16 protein-coding genes, 1 tRNA gene and 1 riboswitch are annotated in these 22,241 nt (G+C 42.6%); of the genes, 7 read left to right on the top strand and 10 right to left on the bottom strand.

Annotated features, from left to right (window positions below; translation table 11 throughout):
- Window positions 1–27 precede the first annotated feature (27 nt).
- Window positions 28–471, top strand: coding sequence for a 50S ribosomal protein L9 (rplI, locus tag DK188_RS15770; RefSeq protein WP_111671800.1), 444 nt, complete (start codon window positions 28–30; stop codon window positions 469–471).
- Window positions 472–525: 54 nt separating this feature from the next.
- On the opposite strand, the gene DK188_RS15765 is transcribed toward rplI, so the two are convergent.
- Window positions 526–768, bottom strand: a complete 243-nt coding sequence (locus tag DK188_RS15765; protein WP_111671917.1) for a hypothetical protein — start codon at window positions 766–768, stop codon at window positions 526–528.
- A 319-nt stretch (window positions 769–1,087) separates the two neighbouring features.
- Here DK188_RS15765 and DK188_RS15760 point away from each other — a divergent pair.
- Window positions 1,088–1,160: transfer RNA gene (locus tag DK188_RS15760), tRNA-Gln, on the top strand.
- A 37-nt stretch (window positions 1,161–1,197) separates the two neighbouring features.
- Here DK188_RS15760 and DK188_RS15755 read toward each other — a convergent pair.
- The 3 genes from DK188_RS15755 to DK188_RS15745 all read right to left on the bottom strand — a co-directional run bounded on the left by DK188_RS15755 (window position 1,198) and on the right by DK188_RS15745 (window position 8,093).
- Window positions 1,198–1,953: an EcsC family protein gene (locus DK188_RS15755; protein ID WP_111671799.1), complete on the bottom strand. Its 756-nt coding sequence runs from the start codon at window positions 1,951–1,953 to the stop codon at window positions 1,198–1,200.
- Between the two features lie 259 nt (window positions 1,954–2,212).
- The gene (locus DK188_RS15750; RefSeq protein WP_111671798.1) at window positions 2,213–4,942 is read right to left on the bottom strand and encodes a M14 family metallopeptidase; all 2,730 of its coding nucleotides are present in this window, start codon (window positions 4,940–4,942) and stop codon (window positions 2,213–2,215) included.
- Window positions 4,943–5,060: 118 nt separating this feature from the next.
- Window positions 5,061–8,093, bottom strand: a complete 3,033-nt coding sequence (locus tag DK188_RS15745) for a hypothetical protein (RefSeq protein WP_111671797.1) — start codon at window positions 8,091–8,093, stop codon at window positions 5,061–5,063.
- A gap of 206 nt (window positions 8,094–8,299) precedes the next feature.
- On the opposite strand from DK188_RS15745, the gene DK188_RS15740 reads away from it, so the two are divergent.
- The 4 genes from DK188_RS15740 (at window position 8,300) to DK188_RS15725 (ending at window position 11,897) form a co-directional block, all read left to right on the top strand.
- Window positions 8,300–9,226 carry a ribose-phosphate pyrophosphokinase gene (locus DK188_RS15740; RefSeq protein WP_111671796.1) on the top strand — a complete coding sequence of 309 codons (927 nt, stop codon included), beginning with the start codon at window positions 8,300–8,302 and terminating at the stop codon, window positions 9,224–9,226.
- Window positions 9,227–9,251: 25 nt separating this feature from the next.
- A complete protein-coding gene (locus tag DK188_RS15735; protein WP_111671795.1) occupies window positions 9,252–9,824 on the top strand; it encodes a 50S ribosomal protein L25/general stress protein Ctc in 573 nt (190 codons plus the stop codon).
- Window positions 9,825–9,904: 80 nt separating this feature from the next.
- Window positions 9,905–10,465, top strand: a complete 561-nt coding sequence (gene pth, locus DK188_RS15730; protein ID WP_111671794.1) for an aminoacyl-tRNA hydrolase — start codon at window positions 9,905–9,907, stop codon at window positions 10,463–10,465.
- Window positions 10,466–10,526: 61 nt separating this feature from the next.
- A riboswitch (SAM riboswitch) is annotated at window positions 10,527–10,630 on the top strand.
- A 100-nt stretch (window positions 10,631–10,730) separates the two neighbouring features.
- Window positions 10,731–11,897: a trans-sulfuration enzyme family protein gene (locus DK188_RS15725; RefSeq protein ID WP_111671793.1), complete on the top strand. Its 1,167-nt coding sequence runs from the start codon at window positions 10,731–10,733 to the stop codon at window positions 11,895–11,897.
- Between the two features lie 79 nt (window positions 11,898–11,976).
- Here DK188_RS15725 and DK188_RS15720 read toward each other — a convergent pair whose 3' ends face one another.
- From DK188_RS15720 to DK188_RS15705, 4 genes are all read right to left on the bottom strand, one after another.
- Entirely contained in the window at window positions 11,977–12,435 is a 459-nt protein-coding gene (locus tag DK188_RS15720) for a CBS domain-containing protein (RefSeq protein ID WP_111671792.1), read from the bottom strand.
- A 268-nt stretch (window positions 12,436–12,703) separates the two neighbouring features.
- Window positions 12,704–14,239, bottom strand: a complete 1,536-nt coding sequence (locus DK188_RS15715; RefSeq protein WP_111671791.1) for an FG-GAP repeat domain-containing protein — start codon at window positions 14,237–14,239, stop codon at window positions 12,704–12,706.
- A gap of 9 nt (window positions 14,240–14,248) precedes the next feature.
- Window positions 14,249–14,986, bottom strand: coding sequence for a copper homeostasis protein CutC (locus tag DK188_RS15710; protein WP_111671790.1), 738 nt, complete (start codon window positions 14,984–14,986; stop codon window positions 14,249–14,251).
- Between the two features lie 3 nt (window positions 14,987–14,989).
- Window positions 14,990–15,970 carry an isoaspartyl peptidase/L-asparaginase family protein gene (locus DK188_RS15705; protein ID WP_111671789.1) on the bottom strand — a complete coding sequence of 327 codons (981 nt, stop codon included), beginning with the start codon at window positions 15,968–15,970 and terminating at the stop codon, window positions 14,990–14,992.
- Between the two features lie 86 nt (window positions 15,971–16,056).
- On the opposite strand from DK188_RS15705, the gene DK188_RS15700 reads away from it, so the two are divergent.
- Window positions 16,057–16,818 (top strand): creatininase family protein, encoded by a 762-nt coding sequence (locus tag DK188_RS15700; RefSeq protein ID WP_111671788.1) that lies wholly within the window; start codon window positions 16,057–16,059, stop codon window positions 16,816–16,818.
- Here the strand turns inward: DK188_RS15700 and DK188_RS15695 are convergent, their stop codons facing one another.
- Window positions 16,819–20,343 carry a VCBS repeat-containing protein gene (locus DK188_RS15695; protein WP_111671787.1) on the bottom strand — a complete coding sequence of 1,175 codons (3,525 nt, stop codon included), beginning with the start codon at window positions 20,341–20,343 and terminating at the stop codon, window positions 16,819–16,821.
- Window positions 20,344–20,471: 128 nt separating this feature from the next.
- Window positions 20,472–22,205, bottom strand: coding sequence for a RagB/SusD family nutrient uptake outer membrane protein (locus tag DK188_RS15690; protein ID WP_111671786.1), 1,734 nt, complete (start codon window positions 22,203–22,205; stop codon window positions 20,472–20,474).
- Between the last annotated feature and the right edge of the window lie 36 nt (window positions 22,206–22,241).

The raw sequence follows: 22,241 nt of genomic DNA, 5'->3' as shown, positions 1-22,241 counted from the left end.
TCGTTCAATCAAAAAAGATCATTACAAATGGATATCATTCTAAAAACAGACATAAAAGGTCTTGGCTACAAAAATGACCTTGTAGCAGTAAAGCCAGGCTACGGAAGAAATTACCTGATTCCTCAGGGTTTTGCTGTGTTGGCTACCGATTCAAACAGAAAGATTCTTGCTGAGAACATCAAGCAGGCTGCTCACAAAGCTGAAAAAATCAAAACTGAGGCTGAAAATATCGCAGCTAAACTTGCTGAGGTAACTTTGGAAATCAAAGCAAAAATCGGTGATTCGGGAAAAATCTTTGGAAAAGTGACTACACTTCAGATATCTGATGCGTTGGCAACCCAAGGTTTCGAAATTGACAGAAAGAAAATCTCAATTGGTGTACCGGTAGACGGTGCAGGAGAATTCTCTGCAGACATCGATCTACACAGAGAAGTAAAAACCAAAGTGAAGTTTGTTGTCTCTGGAGAATAAGCAATCATACCAATAAATTAAAAAGCTCGCCTTTCAGCGAGCTTTTTTTTTGAATTAAGCCAGAGCTTTTTCTAAGTCTTCTACCAATTTTTTTGAAACGGCCTTTGCATTTTTCTCTCTTACCTCTTTGAAAGCAGCTACAGCTTGTGAAGCTTTTTCAATTACACCCACCGGATTCTGATCATTTTGGAAACTTACCCAGCACCAGCTAAGATCTGCAGCTAGATCTGCATGCTTCAATTTTCCCAACTTTTCGATGACATCAGCCACCAATTTTTCCATTTTGTCCACTTTCATAGTACTGTTATTATTAGTTTGGTTTTCAAATTTGAAGTAAAACAAGGCAAATATTTTCATTCAATCAATACAACTGCCTGAAAATTAATAAAAAGACAAAATTCAAACGATTTCAATGCTTTCTACCTTTAAAATACTTCCTTTAACTACCCTGAATTTTGATCCTTTAGTGTTTGAATACCAAAAATATTTTTGTTCCTGAATGCAAGTAAATTACATACTGCTCCCAAAATTCTTTTGGGAGCCATTTGGAAAAAATAAGGTAAGAATCTACCTTTGTGAAACTTTAAGAGAAGCACATGCTTGCTTAAAACAAAATTGGCTGATGGTGTAACTGGCAACACGTCTGATTTTGGTTCAGAAGAGTCCAGGTTCGAGCCCTGGTCGGCCAACAAAAGCTTCCCGTTAATTCGGGAAGCTTTTTTATTTCTAGGGCAATGCTGTTAAGGCTCCAATCTTATTGGGGTATTGTTTCATCCACCTCAGCCGAAATGAATTCATCGCAAATCTTCCCAAGTGCTCCGTAAGCCTATAATTGGCTAGAGCCCCCACTCCTGCTCCAATTACCGGCACCAATTGCGCCAGCTTAGCCAAATCGATATAGTCCCTGTAATCCAGTTGAAATGTCCTCCAATCGAAATCCTTCATTTGTTTGGGGAGCTCATGTCTGAATTCTTCCCAATTTTCAATCAAGCCTACAAGTTCATTTCTTCGCTTTTGGTCGGAAAAACTCAACTGAAAAATGTATAGCAAAAATAAACGCTCATGGTAGTCCTTGGTATCTGCCCCATACAAAGCTGCGATATCAAACAGCATTTTCATCTTGATGGTCAAAAATGCCGGGAAATCTACAAATCCAAGTAGAATACCTCCGGCACCTGTGATTGCCCCTTCAGCAGAGGCCGTGTTTCGATACCATTTGATCCGCTCTCGGACTTTATTCTCCCGCTCCAGATAAGTCATCGCGGCATCTGCCTTGGGTACAATCCACGCAGATCCTGTAATTACTGCCTTTACCATATTTTCAATCGCAATGGTAATCGCCTGGTGAACTTTCTCCGGGATAAGGTTATTGATTTTGCCCTGAACCCCATGAGTCAATCGCCCAAACAAACTCGGAGGCTTTTTCATCTCATAAAGCCAAAGACCAACTTCCGCGTCAATATAGTGCTGATATGAATCCATTTCTTTTCATTAATCCAAATACTATTACAAGTACTAATTACACGAAAAAGCAAACCGAAAGTCTTTAAATACTTGAAATCAAAGGTATTTTAAACTGTTACGAGATAGGAACATTTTCAAAAATTTAAAACATAAAAAAAATCTTCTTGATTACCTGATTTGACTCAAGCTGTAGACAATCAATAAAAGATTTTCAAAAAGATCAAAAAAAAGCCACTTCAAACCAGAGTCTGAAGTGGCTAAATGAATCCAAGACGGCTTATTTGTACAAACCGTTGAACAGCATTTTGAATGTACCATGAGACTGAGCCCTGAAAGTAATTTCAGGACCAAAGGCATAGAGTTTACCTTTTCCAACTTCTGCTTCAAAAGCTGTTACTCCGTTTTTGAGGTATTGTTGGCCCCAGGCCCAGCCGCTTTTGAGGGGCTCCTCAGTACCAAACCATGCCAAGGGTTTCACGCCCTGTTGGGCAGCTCCTGGAGCAAGTTTGAACACTGGACTATTGTTAAAAAGAACGTTTGCTTTTTGTCCCATACCAAAGTTTGCTGGAGAAGAAGTATCTAAATGCATCTCCAGCACACTTCCCGGGATATAGTACTTATCCCCTGTCAAGGATTTCTCTTTCCCATCCACGATTTCTACCAAAGCATTGGAAACAGGAAGGTTCAAATGGTAAGCCAGAGAAGTTGCTGCTCCAACAGTGACCACCTTTCCTCCATTTTCCATGAAAGATTTAAGTTGAGGAATCGACTTCTCTACAGATAATCGGCCAATCATGTGGTGGTATTCTGCCGGAATGTCCTCTTTCTTGGGTTGGCTTCCGCTGCCATATCCTCCACTTCCTCCCGGCATTCCAGGACCGATGAATAGGATCACATCATAATTTGCAGTGAGATTTCCTGCGTCTATCTCCTGTGGGAATACTACTTGGAAGTCAAAATGAAACTGCTCCATCATCCATCTCACCCAGCCTGAAGGCATCGAACCTCCATAGTAATCATATAGCCCAATTCTGGATGGTTTAATTTCCTCTGCACCTGTCGGCAAACCTTTCCCCGGATGAACTTTGACACCATATTTTTTAGCCAGGGATTCCAAATCTTTTTTCCCTGTGGCAGGGATATAAAAAGAACCGGCTGGCAGTCCATTTACAGAAGTAGGGGTACGATAGACTTTTACTTTGGCTTTCAGCAAATCATTTACTGCCATGAATGAATCATTTACTCTGGAATCAAGGATGAAACCCGAAGCATTCGGCAGTGTAGTTGGTTCTGGGCTCAATAATTGCCCATATGCCACCTTCTCAAATGGCCCGTCAAATCCTTCCATTATCCGATCCACCGATACGCCCATTTGATAAGCGAGTGTCCAACCGGCCGCATCATATGGACGAATGGGAGGGCCGCCGGGATAAAGGAAGTCATTTGGGTGATCCTGAGGCTCAAACATATCGATCACATGTGGCCTAAATGCTTGCGCTGTCTTGACGATGTAGGATCCTTTTGGATAATTTTTGCCAGATACAGTGAAATCAGAAGTGGCTTTGTGTACTGCAATCCCTGATTTGATCAATGCATTAAGAAACTTAATGGCTGTGGAGAAATCCGGCTGATCTGCTGAAAGGATGTAACCTCGCGGATCTCTTTTTGAAGGGTCTTTGTATACGGAATCATAAAACTGAATTGGTATCCCTGAACGAAATCCAAAATAGGCAGCTTCCTCATCGTCCTCAGTCTTCTTTTTTTGCGCAGCATCAAAAGTTGACTGAATATCCTGTGCATATTTTGGATATCTGGTCCAGGTGTCAGTATTTCCCCGATCAATGGACTTTTTGCCCATCAGGTAAAAATTATACAAGAGCTCATCCCCGTGTCTTACGGCGTGATTCAAAATGGCATAATTAAGCGAAACTGAATAGTCGATAGATCTGCGGAAAGGCCACGGACCTGGTGTCACCGGATAGGGAGTTCCATTATTTGGAATCAAGCGATCAGGTACCAATGGAATCGAATATGGGGATGGACTGCCTACAATCTCGGTCAAAATCCCAATCATATTGTGATAATATGGAGTAGTCCTCAATCCCCCGTTCCACCAAGTAGAAAAGACCGAACCATCTAAGCGGGTATAGCCAGGCTTGTCTTCGACATGAAGTCTATTGATCATCGCTGCTCCAACAGCGTCAAGGCTGGTGATGATCAAAGGATCAAAAACATGATTGAAAGGATCTCTGTATGGAGGCCCAGCCACTACCGTGCCTGCTGGCCCTGACTGGTGATGATTGTAGATAATTTGAGGAAGCCATTCCACGTATTGTTGAAGTGAAATGTTGGTCGACTCAGACATGTTATTCATGTAAAAGTCTCGGTTATTGTCATGCCCGACGTATTTCTGATACAGGACAGGGATATTCTGCGCTCGTTTGGTTTTATCCTCATTTCTCATGTACCAATCCGACATGATTTCCATGCCGTCAGGATTCACATGAACCAAAAGAATTATTACTTCATCGAGAATTTTAAGTGTTTCTTCATCATTTCTGGAAGCTAACTGGTAAAGTGTCTCAATCAATTGTTGTGCTCCTACTACCTCATTTGCATGCAGACCTCCATCGATCCAGACTACCGGCTTCCCTTCCATTGAAAGAGCCTTTGCTTCAGCCTCGGTGATTTCAGCTCGACCCAGCTTTTGAGAAATTTCCTTATACCGATCGATTTGGGAAAAATTCTGGGGAGCAGTAATGATCAACATGGGTTGAGAACGACCAAATTCAGTTTTTCCGATCTCAACCAGCTTCACACGGTCGCTTGCCTCATCTACTTTTTTGAAATAGGCTTCGGTTTGGCTAAAATTGGCCAACATGTATTCATCTCCAATATCAAATCCAAAGTGGGATTTGGGTGTCGGGACTGTCTGGGCAATAGATACCGAAACAGAAAAAAACAAAAACAGAATAAATCCTAGTTTTCTGTGTGTATAAAACTTCATAGGCTTAAATTATTTTTTTTTAAAAATAGCCTATTTGACAAGCTTTCAAGTTGAATCAATCGAATGATCCATAAAATTTTACAGGAAAGGAAATTTGAAGAATTTAAACCTACTTATCCTATTTTGAAATCCTAACAAATTCACGGTATCTCGGATCATTTTGATTTTGTTGGGATTGAAAGCCCCCTCCGTTAAATAAGGCTGGCTTAAGCTCCCAATCTTGAAAATCAATTCTCAATACACCTATTCCGTATGGGGAATTGATCATCATACCGGCCTTACCTCCTTTCCCTGTTAATTGGAGTGATTCTGTTTTCTTAAACTTATCCTGAACGACAATACTGAACCCATATCCTGTATCACGTTTGTTGTCAACGTAATTATTTGAATTCACTTGGTGCAAAATAAATTCACCGTTTCCTTCCAAATAAAGGTCTGCACCAAGGACGGAGTTACTAATATCGACAGTTTTCCCATCTGTAACCACCAGTCTATTTGTCAAAAACAACTCTTCTTTGCCGGATTCTTTCCGTTGAAACCCAAAATGGACTCCCTGCTTATCCTTAATTATCGGGTTCAAAATGACAGGCACTACAGATTTGGTATTTACTAGATGAGGTTTTTCAGAAAATTCAATTTCAGGCTCAAAACGATTTTCCATATTACTATACCAGCTAATCCTTCCACCGATAATCTGAACCCGTTTGGAATTATCTTTGGTCAGAAGCTGCCTCAACCTCAAGCCCTGAGGTCTGTAATCAATCCGCTCGCTATAGCACGGCGAAAGATCCTCATTGATATAGCTGACGTGTTCAAATCTTGCCTCAGAGGGTAGTGAATACAAACCTACCAGAATTGAATTCTGCGGAAACTCAACCGGTAAATTGACAGAAGCAATTTTGACTTCACCTCTATTCCCGTCAAAATCCTGAATTAGCTCTACTTGCTGAATCTTTCCTGACTCGGGATGAGCTAATAAAAGTTTGTGCCCCTTTTTCCAAATTGGAGCACCGAGGTTATTTACAGAAATAGCATTAACAAGTCCAGAATGTGACTTTGAAGTCTCTGCCCATAGCGGTCTTGCTGTACTTCTGATCATCCCATGTATGTCCACGTTTCTTAGTACCAGATTGACATTGTAATCGATATACATCAGATGACCAGGACTTTCGTTTCCGATTCCCCATGCCGCCTTACATCCATTCCTGAATTGACCGTCGAGCAAATGCTCCAAAACTGATCGCTCAACTCTAAACTGAATAGAAGAAACTGGCCCGGTGACAGGCTTATCCAGTTCAATCTCTGTATAAGTAATCCTTCGATCTCCTCTTTTTAACCTTGGTTCGGACAGATTATTTTGAACCGCAAATTGCTCCCAAGTCTTCCATTTTCTTCCGATGGATTTCACTGTAAATACCTCTCCAGCTGCGGAAAGTTGATCCCCTTCTTGAATTGACCAACCCCAGATTTCAAATCGGTTGTCAGCAACTTTACCGATAATCCCCCCTTCTCTCAAGTTTTGCAAATCTTGCTTAATCAAATCTCCTTTAGATGGAATTCTATCAAAAAGCTTTACACTCCGAGCACTAAATGATCGACCTTTCAGATCCCCCTCACCATTGACTAACCAAAAGTCTCCATTAGAATTCAATCCAATTTTCCTTCCATCTACTATGAGGTGTGTAAATTCAGAACCGGTACTCGTCCCTCCAGTCCACTCCTGGCAGGCTAAATGAAACCAGGTGAAGTCCGGACTATCCACTTCAACTTCTGAATTAGATGAAAATTTCAACTTTAAATCTTCAAACTGAAAAGCCTTTTGGGATTCCAGCTCGACGAATCTTCCAGGCTTCTCGGTTGATTTACCGATCCACTCTAGACGAAGGCCACCGCTGGTTCTCGCCTTCATGTTATTAGGATCCCTTGCAAACCAGTCCCCTTCAAATCGATAGGTACAAAACTCCTTTATATCTGAACCATCATGGATTCCTCCACCATTGCAGTAGCCTTGATTGGGCATAGAACAAGTTACTCCTGGCCGGGTAAATCCCAGTGCAACCGTCATCTTCTCTTTAATTAAAAATTGGTTGAAATTAGCAAATCGTTTAAGCCCATATTGACTGCTGCTTGCGGCGCCATCAAAAAAAATCACCCCATTGGGCACTCCATATTGTACGACCTTTTGAGCGTAGGTCGGCGGGATCAGCTGCCAATCAAAATTGAGATCAACACGGCCTTGGCCAGGCAATTCAAACAACTTCAGATTCTCTCCAAATGTCTCTTTAAAACTATCAGGCATTTGGTCACCAGTACCATTGATATCCCCAGTAAAAGCATCGGAAACCATTAAATGAATGGCAGGCCGATCGCCAAGGCCGTCAAATTGGAAGTTAAGGGTAGAATCTGGAGTCACTACAATTTTTGGAAATCCAAGACTTGCATAGATCTGACCAGACTTGGCTATTAAATTGTCTTTCCGGTGTGCTGCCCCTGCCCATCGTTCAATAGCAAATTTATTATCAAAAAAGAAGGTCCCGTCTTGATCGCTTACCGCTTTAGGTGATTGAATCGAACCTCCATTGTAAGAAAAATCAACCACGAGATTTTTCCCATCTCTTACCTCCAAAACTTTGGAATACACCACCCCATTTGCAGACGGAAAATAGTTCCTTCCTTTGGATGGGTATTCTGATGAGCATTTGTGAACTCTAGAAGGCTCTAACCATTTCCCCACAAATTCATGATCAAATACATTTTCAGATCCTTGGTAAGTCACAAGGGATGTTTTGTCATTCAATGCTTTGTAGGTCAGTTTTCCCCAAAACATTCGATAGAAAGAATCGCCCCCAAATTCCTCTAGAGTATTGCTTTCGGTGTTTAATTTCCGAGATTCAGGAGCCACTATCCGGTCATTACTTACTTCAACTAAGACTTCTTCTGCCTCATCACTTGGTAAAGCTGCAATGACTGTGGCAGCAACTACCTTTGTTTCTATGTTCTCCGAAATTGGGACTGGATCAGGGATATTTTCCTTCTCAGTTTTTTTGGGGACAAATTCCTCGTCATTGATTTTTAGCGAGGTGATTTTGATTGGAGATCCATCAGGCGATTCGATAGAGATGGAAAGTCGGACTGGAGTTACTTGGCTCATAAAAAATCAGTTACACAGAAAAACTACCTAGCCTAAAGATACAAATTCAGCAATTTATATTCTTTGAAATTCAAAAATTGTTTGGCAATAGAAACGGGTGGATTTCAAAATTTATTGCCCAAGCAAAAGGAATGCACTTAGCCCATCTGTCAAAAATCCTTACTTTTGTCTCTGATTCCATTCCTTTTGCTCCAAAAATCTCCACCATGTCCGAGGTCAAAATATTTGCTGGCACCAACAGCCTTCATTTGGCAGAAAAAATTGCCAAAAACTATGGAAAAAAACTAGGCGATCTGACCATGTCAAAATTCAGTGACGGGGAAATGTCACCAAGTTTTGACGAATCAATCAGAGGCTGTACCGTTTTCATCATCCAAAGTACTAACCCTCCAAGTGATAACATTCTGGAGCTATGCCTGATGATCGATGCCGCCAAACGTGCCAGTGCCTACAAAGTCTGCGCAGTGATTCCCTACTTCGGCTACGCCAGACAGGACCGCAAGGACCGCCCGAGAGTATCCATCGCCGCCAAATTGATCGCAAATATGCTCACATCAGCGGGTGCAGATCGGATCATGGCCTGCGACCTGCATGCCGGACAAATTCAGGGTTTTTTTGATATCCCCTTGGATCATTTGAATGGATCAGCTATTTTTGCACCCTATTTGAGCACACTTAGGCTTCCGAACATGATTTTCGCGGCGCCTGATGTGGGAGGTGTGGCGAGAGCGAGATCTTTTGCGAAGCACTTCGAAGTAGAAATGGTCGTCTGTGACAAGCACAGAAAAAGAGCCAATGAGATTGCTTCCATGCAAGTAATAGGAGATGTGGAAGGTAAGGATGTGATTCTAGTGGATGATTTGGTAGATACGGCAGGTACACTCTGCAAAGCTGCTCAGATCATCATGGAAAAAGGCGCTACCTCGGTAAGAGCAATAGTCACACATGGCGTACTTTCTGGAAAAGCCTATGAAAACATTGAAAATTCAGTTTTGGAAGAATTGGTGATTACAGATACCATTACACTAAAACAACAATCTTCAAAAATCAGAGTACTGACGGTAGCCGATTTGTTTGCAAAAGCAATTCATGCCGTTACAGGGAATACATCTATCAGTTCCCTTTTTATTTAAGAAACCAATTTAAATACAAATACTAATGAAAACACTTGAGATTATAGGGTTTAAAAGAGCAAATCTCGACAGTGCCGCTTTGAATGAAATCAGAGACTCCGGTAATGTTCCCTGCGTAGTTTACGGACCTGGTATCCCTGAACAAATTCATTTCTATTCTCCTATTATCCTTTTCCGCGACTTGATCTACACTCCCGAGGTTCACTTGGTAGAGTTGAATATCGAGGGTACGATTGTGAAGGCTGTTTTGAAAGAAGCACAATTCCACCCTGTAAGTGAAGTATTGCTACATGCGGACTTCATGGCTTATACGGAAAAGAAAGCTATCAAATTTGAAATTCCTGTGAAAGTAACCGGTAGCTCTCCTGGTATTGCAAAAGGTGGTAAGCTTGAATTCAAAACTAGAAAATTGAAAGTGAAAGGTATCGCTGCAAATTTCCCTGATTTTATCACCGTGGATATTTCAGATCTTGATCTTGGTAAATCTTTCAAAGTAAGCGAATTGAAGCCTGAAGGCTTTGAAATCCTTACTTCACCAAATGTATCCCTAGTGACTATTGGTATCCCAAGAGCGCTAAGAGGTAAGAAAGGCGAATAATTTATTCTTCCTCCAATCTTCAAATCCTGCTCATTTTCTGGGCAGGATTTTTTATTTTCCAAAACTGAAGAGAACCTACTATGAAATATTTAATCATAGGATTGGGCAATATTGGCCCTGAATACGAGCTAACCCGACACAATATCGGATTCCTTACTCTAGATCGCATGGCTGACAAATCAGAAGTGACCTGGAAAAGTGACCGACTGGCATTCAAATCAGAAATCAAACACAAAGGCCGAACACTTCATCTGATCAAGCCCACCACTTACATGAATCTGAGCGGGAAAGCTGTAAATTATTGGATGAAAGAATTGGGCGTTTCTAAGGAAAATATTCTAATCCTCGTTGACGATGTTGCCATTCCGTTTGGTAAACTCAGAATGCGAACCAAGGGAAGTGCAGCGGGCCATAATGGACTGAAAAACATTGAGGAACTCACCGGAGGACAAGATTATCCCCGCCTGAGAATGGGAATAGGTGACAATTTCCCCAAAGGAAGGCAAGTAGAGTTTGTTTTGGGCAGGTTCACCCAGCAGGAATTTGACGAACTTCCCATGATAATGGACAAGGCCATTGCTATGATTTTTGGCTTTTGCACCCTCGGAATAGCACAGACAATGACCCAATTCAACGATTGAAAACACGGGAGATTTGGAAATGACCGAATCTCCCTTTTTCTTTGCACCACATCAGGAGACTGATTTATAAAGAAGAGGCGAGAGAATAGGCTCGATGACCCTCTGGCAACCATCCCTAACCAGGAGAACGGTGCCAAATCCTACCCTCAGCGGGAACTATAAATTGGCGTAAATCTACTGCCTCAATTCTGGTTCGGATTCTGTCTTTGGGGAAATTCTTTTTCAGTCCCAGAGAATTTTATCAGCAATCAAAACCGATCAAACTATGTCTCATTTCGAAACAGACGCCATTCGCATCCAGCGCCGCAGCGATATCAAAGAACACTCCTCCCCAATTTTCCTTACCTCCAGCTTTACGTTTGAGTCAGCAGAGGAAGCACGAGCGATGTTTGCCGATGAGATCCAAGGCAATATTTATTCCCGGTATTCCAACCCAAATTCCTCTGATCTGATCGAAAAAGTCTGCCGTGCTGAAGGCACCGAAGACGGGATTGCAACGGCCTCAGGTATGGCGGCTATGTTCGGCAGCATTGCTTCATTATTGCAGCAAGGGGACCACATTCTTGCCTCACGATCTCTTTTTGGATCCACTCATCAGCTCTTGACCCGGGTATTCCCAAAGTGGGGCATTACATCTACTTACGGGGATATATCGGATTGCAAAAACTGGGATAAGCTCATTCAGCCTAAAACCAAAATGCTTTTTTTGGAAACCCCTTCCAATCCCGGACTGGAAATCATCGATTTGGAATGGGCAGGAAAATTTGCAGCTGCGCATAATTTGATCTTGGTGGTGGACAATTGCTTTGCTACTCCCTACCTGCAGCAACCTGCAAAATGGGGTGCACATATCGTCACTCATAGCGCTACCAAGTACATCGATGGACAAGGACGAGTTTTGGGAGGCTTGATTTTAGGCAAAACAGAACTGATCAAAGAGGTACAGTTCTTCACCCGGCATACAGGCCCCTCCATTTCACCTTTCAATGCTTGGATTCTGGCCAAAAGCATGGAAACTCTCGCCGTACGAATGGACAGGCACTGCGAAAATGCTATGAAAATAGCCACTTACTTCGAGGGAAATCCAGAACTGGAAGCGGTCCGTTATCCTTTTCTCAAATCCCACCCGCAGCATGACTTGGCTTTAAAGCAAATGAAAGCTGGAGGAGGAATCATCACCCTGACACTCAAAGGTGGATTGGCAAGAGCCCAGCGCTTTATCGATCAGCTGCAAATGATCTCTATTACGCCCAACTTAGGGGACAGCCGAAGTATCATCACCCATCCTGCCTCGACTACGCACAGTAAGCTTTCTCCAGAAGAGCGCGCTCAGGTAGGAATCAGTGACGGGCTTGTCAGACTCTCTGTGGGACTGGAACATCATGAAGACATCATGAAAGATGTAGAGCAGGCTATTCAAAATTCTAAATAATTGATTTAAAAAGACTTATACGAATAAGCTACACTATATAAAACCAAAAAGGTATCAAAATTTGAGGCCTTTTTGGTCTTTACCAAGTCGTATGCTTGAGTTTTGGAAATGCTCTTATTACATCACTTAGACTCAATTGCCCCACCAATCTCCCTTCCTTCATTACCGGAAAACGTCGGATTTTATGTTCCAAAAATTTTTGCGCAGCATCAAAAAGTGACATCCCAGGATCCAAGGTAATGACTTGGGTACTCATATGTTCTTTGACCCGTGCAGGAAATCGAACCGTATTGCTGTATTTGCCTTTGATAATTTCGGCCAAGCAATCGACCTCGGATATGATTCCCACCAAGCTGCCTGAACCATCTACGACAGGTGCCCCTGAGATCTTACGCTTGGACAGCATTTCCAAAACCTGATCGATGGTATCTTCTTCTCTAAAAGTGACCAAATTGGTCGTCATGTGATCTTTGACCAGAATTTGTTGAATTGGGGCTTTGGGTTCTACCTCTCTGACCCCCTGAAAACTTTTTACCATAGCTTAATTATTTTGGGAAAACAATAAGCTACTGATTTTTCAACTAAAAAGAAATAAAAAATTGAACATAAATTCTATTTCAATCTTTTATTTCCTTCTATCGTCTTTTACGAAATTTAACTTACTATTTACCCCCCTTCATTGCCAATAGTTCAAAATTGCCTCGACTTCACTCGACCATCGGATTTCAGGTTATTAATGTGAGGGAAGGAAGTCGAGGTGAATTTTAAATGAATTTGCCTGCTGGAAGAATTGCGGATATACCTATTTAATTTTTTGAATTCCTTAGGATGACAAAAGGACTCCAGTTTGCAGTTGGCGCCTTGTATAATTCGTCAAAGGCAAAAGTACCAATCACCAAATCGGGGTCACCATCCCTATCCAAGTCACCTTGAGTGATCGTCAGCCAATTAAAGTCTGGCGATTCATTCAAGACAAAAGGCTGAAAATCGTTTGTATTTGACTGCCTGAAATAAATCAAGTTTTGCTTGGGGGATTCGTTTCGATCAGGAAAAAAAGCAATCGCAAAAAGATCTACAGTCCCATTTTGATCGAAATCCCCCACCTCCAATCCACTTGCTCCATGCATTGGATAAAACCAGGTCTCCTCAAACCTTCCTTCGCCATCGTTTTCGAATATTCGTACGCCGTGGTAGTTTTTCCAAATCTGTGATTGATCTGCATTGTCTCCATTGACCAAAACCAGATCATTAAACCCATCCCCATTCATATCTTCATAGCGAAAATCACTAGATCCGAATGCCGGTTGAAAACCCAAAAGCATCCGCTCTTTCAGTTCACCATTCCCCAAATTCTCAAAAAGCACTATTGATTCTTTGGCCTGAGTCATCAAAGCCAAAAGATCGATATCTCCATCCTGATCAAAATCTACCGCAATAGTTCTCCGTGCACCAGGATCTTTTTTTAGGATTTTTTCATGAAATCCAGAGGCAGATGACAAGTATAAGCTGAGTTTACCCAGGTGGTTTCCAAAATGAGAGATGACTTGATCCTCCATTCCATCACCATTGAAATCCCCATATTCCACATGTACCGGACGCATCAAACCCGTGTGAATAGAATCTGCACGCCAGCTTTTATCAACTTTGGAATAGTTTTCCAAGCGACCGAGCGAGTCATTGGCAGGATCCATTAATCCCATAGCAAGCAATTCAAAAGAATCGTTGGACCTCCATACAATCTCCACCGGAGCGACAGGGGTAGGTATTGAGTCTAATTGTTTAAATCCATTTTTAGAATCCAGAACAAAAAGCGACCGGAACCGATGACCTACCCACAGGTTACCTGTGTTGGGATTTACCCGAACCATTGTGGTGAGGCTTGGACGGATAAAAGGAAAATCGGGAATTTCCATTTCAAAACCCGGAATTCCCTTTTTAGGGGCAAGTTTTTTTGCTTGAGGAAGGGGCTTTTCAGGCGCGTTTTCCAAATAATAGTCCAGTATTTTTTGCCAATTTTCTCTGGTTACAAGCTGAGTTTTGGAATAGATTCCGGGAGGCACACCTTCATCCTCTGGTAATGCAGTTCCAAAATCCTCCTCCAAATACAAGCCCATCCGCTTTCTCATATCAGGAAGGACCTTAGTCTCCCAAGTGACTTTGTCTAAGATTTCGGGCTCAGGTTTGATATGGCAAGCTGCACAGTAGCCATTGGCGAGCTGCTCCCCGCTCAAATCCAAGTCGGACTGAGACAACTGGTACAAACTTGGAGGCGGTTGTTTCCGCTCGGAAATCGGCCCACAACTCACCCCTATCAACCCTACCATCCAGAGAAATTTCCGCATTATTTTGATTTACAAAACTGATTTGAACTCGTTTACTAGACTCTGATCCACACCCAGCTGAAGGGAATAATCAAGCGGAACACCAGAAAAAGACAAGTCTTTGTTGACAAATTCATTCCGGGAAGGCTTGGCTATTTTGCAAGAAGCATGAACTTCCTTCAAATAGCCGCTTTCTTTCAAAGTAGCTAAATGCTCAGGTTTAGTCCCTCCCCCCGGCATAATGATGATTTGGTCCTTGGCTTTTTCCAAAAGATCCAAAATTACCGGCAAACCCTCAGAAAGTGAGTTTTTCCCACCCGAAGTCAGGATCCTGTGAAAACCCAGATGAATGATTTTTTGCAAGGATTCATTCAAATCAGATGAAGCATCAAAGGCCCTGTGAAAAGTACATGGTTTGCCACCTGCTGCCCGCAACAGCATTTCACAGGCAGCCTCGTTTATCCTTCCTTTTTCATCCAATACTCCAAAAACAAATCCATCTGCACCCAACTCAGACAGGAGTTGAATATCCTGTTTCATCACGATTTGTTCTTTCGAGGAATACACAAAATCACCTCCGCGTGGCCGGATCATGACAAATACCGGAATATCCACCTCGCTTTTCAGAAAGCGAAGCATGCCTGCACTGGGAGTTTCTCCTCCTTCGGGAAAATTGGCACACAATTCCAATCGGTCTATCCCATACTGAGCCGCTTCCAAAGCTGCCTGCAGATTGAAAACCGGAGCTTCAAGTAAAATTCGATCCATTTCTTAAAAGTGACTTTTTGAATCGATCAAGACGTTTCCAGATGCAGTAGCCTTCGCAAAATTGAATCCTGGATGCACTGCGTAAGCACCGGTTTCACCGTCTTTGTTGACTGCTAAAAATCCAGCCTGAATGTCCTGAATGTTCTTGCTTTTCTTCACCAATCGGCGCACAGCTTCTTCACAGGCTTCCTGGGGTGATCGACCCTGCCGCATCAATTCCACGATCAGGAAACTTCCACAGATCCGGATAATCGTCTCTCCAAGTCCAGTCGCCGTAGCAGCTCCCACTTCATCGTCTACATAGAGCCCGGCACCGATGATCGGACTGTCCCCTACCCTTCCATGCATTTTGTAAGCTAGTCCACTTGTAGTACAACTCCCCGCCAATTTACCCTTAGAATCAATTCCGATCATCCCTATCGTATCGTGATTCTCGATATTGATGATGGGCTTGTATTGGCTGGTGACTTTCCATTTATCGTATTCAATTTGGGCTTTTGGGCTAAGTTTTTCCTCTTCCAAAGGAAAGCCCTGAGCTATGGCAAATTGCCGTGCGCCTTCCCCTGCCAACATGACATGGGGTGTTTTTTCCATCACCGCTCGTGCGAGTGAAATAGGATGCTTAATCTGCCGGACAAAAGCCACAGAGCCGCATGCCCCGTCACCAGTCATGATGGACGCATCCAGAGTGGTGATTCCTTCCCGATCAGGCAGGCCCTGCAGACCCACAGACAGATTATCCATATCCAATTCGGTATCTCGAACTCCTGCTTCAACGGCATCGAGAATGCTGTTTGTTTCTTGGAGTTTCGCCCAAGCTGCAGCATTGGCAGGAACCCCATGATTCCAGGTGGAAAGGATGAGTGGCCTCTCCCCATTAGGAGATTTTTTACTTTCAAATGCGGATAATGCCGAAGCTGTACCCGGTAAAAATAAGGCAGACCCCGCAAGGGATTGCTTGATAAACTTTCTTCTTTGGGACATTGAGCGTATTTTAGAATCAGGTTTCAAATTATCAATTTTGATCCAAATCACCCCGCCATCTGTCCAAATCCTATAAAACTAATCCCATGCGCCCCTATATTCTAAAAGAAGCTACCTGGAAAAGCCTTAAAACCTTTCGATATGATCTGGCAATTTTACCTTGGGGTGCCACCGAAGCCCACAATTATCATCTTCCTTACGGCACAGATGTCTATGAGGCAGATGCCATGAGTGCTGAAGGTGCAAAGAAAGCTTGGGAAAAGGGAGCCAAAGTGGTGGTCCTTCCGAGCATTCCATTCGGAGTCAATACCGGGCAGAGCGATATCTATCTAGACATCAATATCTACCCAAGTACTCAATTAATTATTTTGACCGATATCATCGAGGTCCTAAACAGGCAGGGAATAAAAAAGCTCCTGATCTTGAACAGCCATGGCGGAAATAATTTTCAGCCAATGCTGAGAGAACTCGGACTAAAATTTCCTGAAATGCTGCTATTTACCGCAAACTGGTTTCAGGCTTTGGATAAAAGCAAGTACTTCGAAGAGTCCGGGGACCATGCAGATGAGATGGAGACAGCTTTGATTCAATACCTACACCCAGAGTTGGTCTTGCCATTGGACGAAGCAGGCGATGGAGATGAGCGGAAATCAGTCATTCAGGGTATCCGTGAAAAATGGGCCTGGGCAGAGCGAAAATGGTCGCAAGTGACAGAAGATACGGGGATAGGAAATCCAAAAAAAGCCTCCCCTGAGAAAGGGAGGCGATATTTTGATGATGTTACAGATAAGATCGCAACCCTGATTTTGGACATCTGCGAAGCAAAAGCCGGGGAGCTCTATCGCTGATCAATTGCGGGTAAAAATGCCGACTGGGGTCATTTCTCCTTTGTAATCTATCATAACAGCGGATTTCGTGCCTTTTGGTAAAATCACTTCCCGGGAAGACTGAGACCCAAAACCTCCTCCTTGACTCAATTCAAATCGCTGCCTTTTCCCATTGTCAAATTCCAGAATTAGGGCCATCGCATGCTGTCCAAAAGACAGCGTTTTTGCTTCTTCATATCTGGACCTAAAAGCCAGCAATTTCCCTCGATTTTGCGAAGCGAAATATAGCGGCGCACCTGTCACTGGGCTGAGTTTGACGAGCGCTTTGGCATCCCCTGGTACCACAAAGCCACTGTTCCGTGGATTCACTGCTTCAAAACCACCCTGACCATCTCCCAAAAGTAGAAGTCCTACTGATGCATCCAGCCTGCCGATGAAGATCTCATTCCCATAATCATTGCCTACCATCAGGATATCGGTAAAACCATCTCCATTTATATCATCGGTAACAAGTCCATTTACCGGTGCTATTTGAGCCATTACGGGCAATTCATGAAGTTGAAATTTACCATTGCCAAGATTCTCAACCCAGGCAGTACGATCATAATTTCCCGTTAGAACTAGCACTTCTTTCTTTTCTTCTTCGGTGAAAAAGCTAGATTCTGTGCTTAGGGCAAAATATTTATACCGGTCAAACTTCCTTCTGAACATCGGACTTTGGCCGATCAGATCATCCCAAAAATGGCTTGGAAATGAATTGAATGTCCCACCCTCTCGGTCTTTGTAGTAAGCAAAAGTCACCGGATCCACACTGCCATTGTTATCAAAATCTTTGGCATAGATCTTCACAGGTCTTTCTACACTCGGCCGATGTGCATTATTGGCACCTAGATTCCCGATGACAAAGTCAGTATCCCCATCCTGATCAAAATCTGCCGAAGCAATGGAATTCCACCACCCTAGGTAATTTTCCAATCCTGTTTCTTTCAGCCTTTCAAACTTTTCTCCAGTATTCTTGAAGATGCTGATCTCCATCAATTCTCCTACGACGACCAAATCAACTTTGCCGTCTCCATCCACATCAGTCCAAATGGCATCGGTCACCATGCCTGCTTTTCTGAGTTCTGGTGCGACCTGATCTGTCACATCAGTTAATTGTCCATTGAAATTCCTTAACAAAAAACTGTTTTCAGGTAGTGGAAACTTCCCAATCGGAGCCCTACCACCCACGAACAAATCCAGATTCCCATCCCCATCGTAATCTGCTCCGCGAACCACGCTCCCATTTGCTTTAACGAGAGCAAAATTCTTATCCAAAGTGAATGCTCCTTTACCATCATTTAGGTAAATCCGATCCAAATACTCGGCGGATTCAGGTAAAAATTCCGAACTCCCACTGACAAGATAGAGATCAAGATCTCCGTCATTATCTAGATCAAAAAGTAAAATCCCCGTTTCTTCAAAAATCGAATTTTCCCCAGGCAGCAATTCTTTTTCAACGAAGCTTCCATCCTCTTGCTGCGAATACCAAACCGGCACAAAGCCTGAAGCTGAACCTATGATTAGATCCTCTCGCCCATTTCCATCCAAATCGCCTACCGCCAAAGGAGGGCCGAACTGGGTCAGCTTATGGGGTAGCGTTCGCTGTACATTAAAGTCGATTTTATCTACTTCTTGGTGTAGAAAATCAATTCCTAAGTCCATGGTCACATCGGTGACCAATTTCTGAGTTTCCTTTAAGTCAACAATTGCATAAGCATTTTTTCCGACTTTAGATGTAGCATAATCCACCTCAAGGACTTGGTTTGCTTCGACATTTTGCATGGAAGATTCTTTACCATCAGGCCAAATGACTCTGATTTCACTTACCGACTTGGTGGAATCCAAGCCAAAATGCAACACTTCTTCCAAGGAAGACATGTATCCTCGTCCTACTTGCATTTCCTGATACAGCATTTTTTTCGAATCAGCTTGTAGCAAGACTTTTGCACTCAATCCCTGTGGATTTGAAGCTGGACCCTTCAATTTTATTCGAAGGTAATTAGGTGATTCTGACCGTTCGTTAAGTATATTCTCAAATACAAAGGCCGGATCATTGATATTATTTACCACATAGTCCAGATCCCCATCACCATCGAGATCAACCAAAACAGCTCCATTTGAAAAAGACGGTTTGTTAAGTCCCCATGCTTCTCCCGCATCCTCAAAAGAAAGATTTCCTGTATTTCTATAGGCGTAATTCGGAATTTTCACAATAGGAATAGAATCTAACAGCTGTCGGGTGGAAGCTATATTTCCCACATCGGCTCTGTAGTTTGCAAAATCCTTATCAGTAATGTCCCTGGGAAATCCATTGGTTATCAACAGATCCCGATTCCCATCATTGTCCACATCCCCGAAAAGTGGTGCCCAGCTCCAGTCAGTTTGATATACGCCAGTCATTAAACCGATTTCGGAAAAAGGAATTCCTGGTCCATTATTCAAATGGACCATGTTACGGACATATTGGTATTCGTAGCCGTATTGTTCATTATTCAGGTAGGTTTGGTAAACGTTTTTACCAATCGTGGTTTTTTTCCGGTAGTTGTCTTCTCCCAACATATCGATAGTAATCAAGTCAGGGAGACCATCATTATTAAAATCAGCGATATCAGCACCCATCGAAAATTGACTTTGATGGCGTAAATTTTCTTTGGTTTGGTTAGAAAAAGTACCATCCTGATTATTGATGTAAAGGATATCATTAGTGATGTAATCATTACTCACATGGATATCCGGCCAGCCATCATTATTGACATCAGCAATCAAAAGTCCTAGTCCAAAACCTTCAAAGGTAATCCCTGCTTCGATAGTCACATTGGTGAAACTGCCATTTCCATTATTACGATAGAAGCTATCATTATTTACAGCGGACCCATCTGTTACTTTAGGTCTGAAATTGGTAGGCTTTGCTGTGAGTTGCTCATTATTCAACACATAGAGGTCCAAATCTCCATCGAGATCATAATCCACAAAAGCTGCTCCCATACTATTGCCGCTATCGGCTATGCCATATTGGGCCGCCATTTCTTTGAAGATTACCTTACCTGACGAATCTTTACCCTGATTTACAAAAAGAAGATTATTGCGCTCACCAGGTCCTTTTTTCATGGCTGCAGCAACGTAGATATCAGGCCACCCATCTGTATTGATGTCGACGATTACAGCCCCTGTACACCATCTGTCAGATGCCATTATGCCTGAAGCTTCAGAAATATCAGTAAACTTAAATTCCCCTTTGTTCAAATAAAGCCGATTTGACACCTGATTGCCGGTAAAAAACAGATCTGGTAATCCATCTTGATCAAAGTCCGCTACCGCAACACCCCCTCCATTAAAAATATATTCGTCAGTGAGAATATTGAATGAGTCTGATTCAATGATTTCATTATTGAAATCAATTCCAGTTTGATCAGAGGATTTCAATTCAAATAGGGAAGCATTCTGATCACAGGAAATAAGAAAGAAAAGGGATAAAACAACTGATAATGGAATAGTGAACTTCATAGGGTGTTTTGGGTATTTCTAGGGAATTGGAAATTACCATTTTTCAACATTCGGAAAAAATAGTACTGGTAAATCACAAAAAAAAGGGAGACCGAAGCCTCCCTTTTAAGATAATTTACAAAATAAAATTAGAAACCTGGATTTTGAGTTAGAATATCCGGACCTACAAGATCAATCTGATCTTGAGGAATTGGCACCCACTTAAATTTGTCGGTATATTTTGCACCGTTACCCAAAGCTGCAGGAAGTTTTACCCCATCATAAGCAAAGTAGAAATCCAATTCAGCTTGAGCAGTTCCCCATCGCTGTAGATCATAGAATCTATGGCCTTCCATACCTAGCTCAAGTAATCTCTCATGACGTACCGCAAGTCTTGCTGTATCCGCACTAGTCCAAGGCGTGTCATAAGTACTGATCTGATAGTTTGCGGCCATTGTTCCATCTTCTCTCATCAGTTTGGAGTTCATAGCTCTGGTTCTTACTCTGTTCACATATTCACGAGCTTTTTCCAATCCACCAGTTTCGATCTCAGCTTCTGCAGCCATCAAAAGGACATCAGCAAAACGGATAATCATGAAGTTGATACCAGTGTAGCCAGGAGTCCAAGAAGAGTTGTCTTGGAAAGAACCTTGCTCTGATCTTGCATATACATATTTCTTAGGTGAATATGGGCCCCCATTAGGTTGGTTACGAATCCAAGCTTGACCTGGGTGATCTTGCCAATCCAAATAAGGAATGCCTCTTCTACCTACCGTATGATCCAGTCTAGGATCTAAAGGACCAGCATCAGGAGTAAATGCAGCTCCAGAAGCAATAGACATATCACTCTTCACTTCATTTGCAGGAGAGTTATAGGATTTGTCCAAAAGTGGGAGACCATTTGCTGTTCTGAATGCATTCACGAAAGTAAAGCTTGGCTGGAAGAATCCGCAACAGTTTCCTGGACCAGCAGGTCCGGTGTTGTAAGGGAAGTTCAAGTCAAATTCAGGGTTTGCATTGTTAACAGATCCTGTACCTGCAGCCGCTTGGTATGCCCAAACAGACTCCTCATGGTTGTCATTTGCTCCACGGAAAGCATCGTCGTAGTAAGGAACAAGGCCATACTTCAGACCATTGGAAGTAACACCGTTTTCGATCACGTCGGTAAACAATGTTTTTGCCTCAGCAAATTTCTTCTGATAGAGGTAAACTTTTGCCAAATACGCTTTTGCAGCCCACTGATTCACTCGACCTACTTGTGGCTGAGTAGCAGGAAGATTAGCAACAGCCTCCTGAAGGTCAGCTTCGATAAATGGCCAAAGTGGCTTATCATTTTTCACTTCCTCCAGACCACTACCATAATCCACTGTTTCGTCTACATAAGGAGTTTGGTTGTAATCACGGGCTAATTCAAAATAGAAATGAGCTCTTAGGAATTTTGCTTGAGCTGACAAACGAACTTTATCTGCATCAGTAACATCTGGTCCTGCATTAGTCAGCAACCTCAATACTGAATTCGCTCTGGCAATTCCTTCATAAGCCACATTGTACTTAGAACCCATCTCTCCACCCGCAGCGTTATTTTCAAAACGCTGAATTGGATTGATTGTACTAAAATCACCGGGGTCAGTACCTTTATTTGCCTCTCCCCCTCTAATACTCCCCCAAACCCAGTTGGAAGGAGACCCTAATCTGTTACCGCGACCGTTTACTTGGGAATAGGCTGCAATCAAAGACGCATCCAAACCAGCTAATGAGGAAAGTTGATTTTCTGACAACTGACCTACTGGCGGAACCTCCAAGAACTCCTCGCTACAACTCACTGCTACCATCATCGCTGTGGATGCTAGTAGGGCACCGATTTTTAATTTGAAATTGTTCATTTGTTTAATCTATTATAGTGTCTATAACTCGATTCA

The organism is Algoriphagus litoralis (assembly GCF_003259255.1).
GTDB lineage: Bacteria > Bacteroidota > Bacteroidia > Cytophagales > Cyclobacteriaceae > Algoriphagus > Algoriphagus litoralis.
The sequence above is the reverse complement of the archived record's forward strand: the minus strand, read 5'-3'. Positions and strand labels throughout refer to the sequence as shown.

Coding starts and splice junctions, on each gene's coding strand:
- DK188_RS15720 (WP_111671792.1), bottom strand. CDS start 12,435: ATGGTAAAAAGTTTTCAGGGGGTCAGAGAGGTAGAACCCAAAGCCCCA.
- DK188_RS15705 (WP_111671789.1), bottom strand. CDS start 15,970: ATGTCCCAAAGAAGAAAGTTTATCAAGCAATCCCTTGCGGGGTCTGCC.
- rplI (WP_111671800.1), top strand. CDS start 28: ATGGATATCATTCTAAAAACAGACATAAAAGGTCTTGGCTACAAAAAT.
- DK188_RS15765 (WP_111671917.1), bottom strand. CDS start 768: ATGAAAGTGGACAAAATGGAAAAATTGGTGGCTGATGTCATCGAAAAG.
- DK188_RS15745 (WP_111671797.1), bottom strand. CDS start 8,093: ATGAGCCAAGTAACTCCAGTCCGACTTTCCATCTCTATCGAATCGCCT.
- DK188_RS15710 (WP_111671790.1), bottom strand. CDS start 14,986: ATGGATCGAATTTTACTTGAAGCTCCGGTTTTCAATCTGCAGGCAGCT.
- DK188_RS15740 (WP_111671796.1), top strand. CDS start 8,300: ATGTCCGAGGTCAAAATATTTGCTGGCACCAACAGCCTTCATTTGGCA.
- DK188_RS15750 (WP_111671798.1), bottom strand. CDS start 4,942: ATGAAGTTTTATACACACAGAAAACTAGGATTTATTCTGTTTTTGTTT.
- DK188_RS15755 (WP_111671799.1), bottom strand. CDS start 1,953: ATGGATTCATATCAGCACTATATTGACGCGGAAGTTGGTCTTTGGCTT.
- DK188_RS15690 (WP_111671786.1), bottom strand. CDS start 22,205: ATGAACAATTTCAAATTAAAAATCGGTGCCCTACTAGCATCCACAGCG.
- pth (WP_111671794.1), top strand. CDS start 9,905: ATGAAATATTTAATCATAGGATTGGGCAATATTGGCCCTGAATACGAG.
- DK188_RS15695 (WP_111671787.1), bottom strand. CDS start 20,343: ATGAAGTTCACTATTCCATTATCAGTTGTTTTATCCCTTTTCTTTCTT.
- DK188_RS15735 (WP_111671795.1), top strand. CDS start 9,252: ATGAAAACACTTGAGATTATAGGGTTTAAAAGAGCAAATCTCGACAGT.
- DK188_RS15700 (WP_111671788.1), top strand. CDS start 16,057: ATGCGCCCCTATATTCTAAAAGAAGCTACCTGGAAAAGCCTTAAAACC.
- DK188_RS15715 (WP_111671791.1), bottom strand. CDS start 14,239: ATGCGGAAATTTCTCTGGATGGTAGGGTTGATAGGGGTGAGTTGTGGG.
- DK188_RS15725 (WP_111671793.1), top strand. CDS start 10,731: ATGTCTCATTTCGAAACAGACGCCATTCGCATCCAGCGCCGCAGCGAT.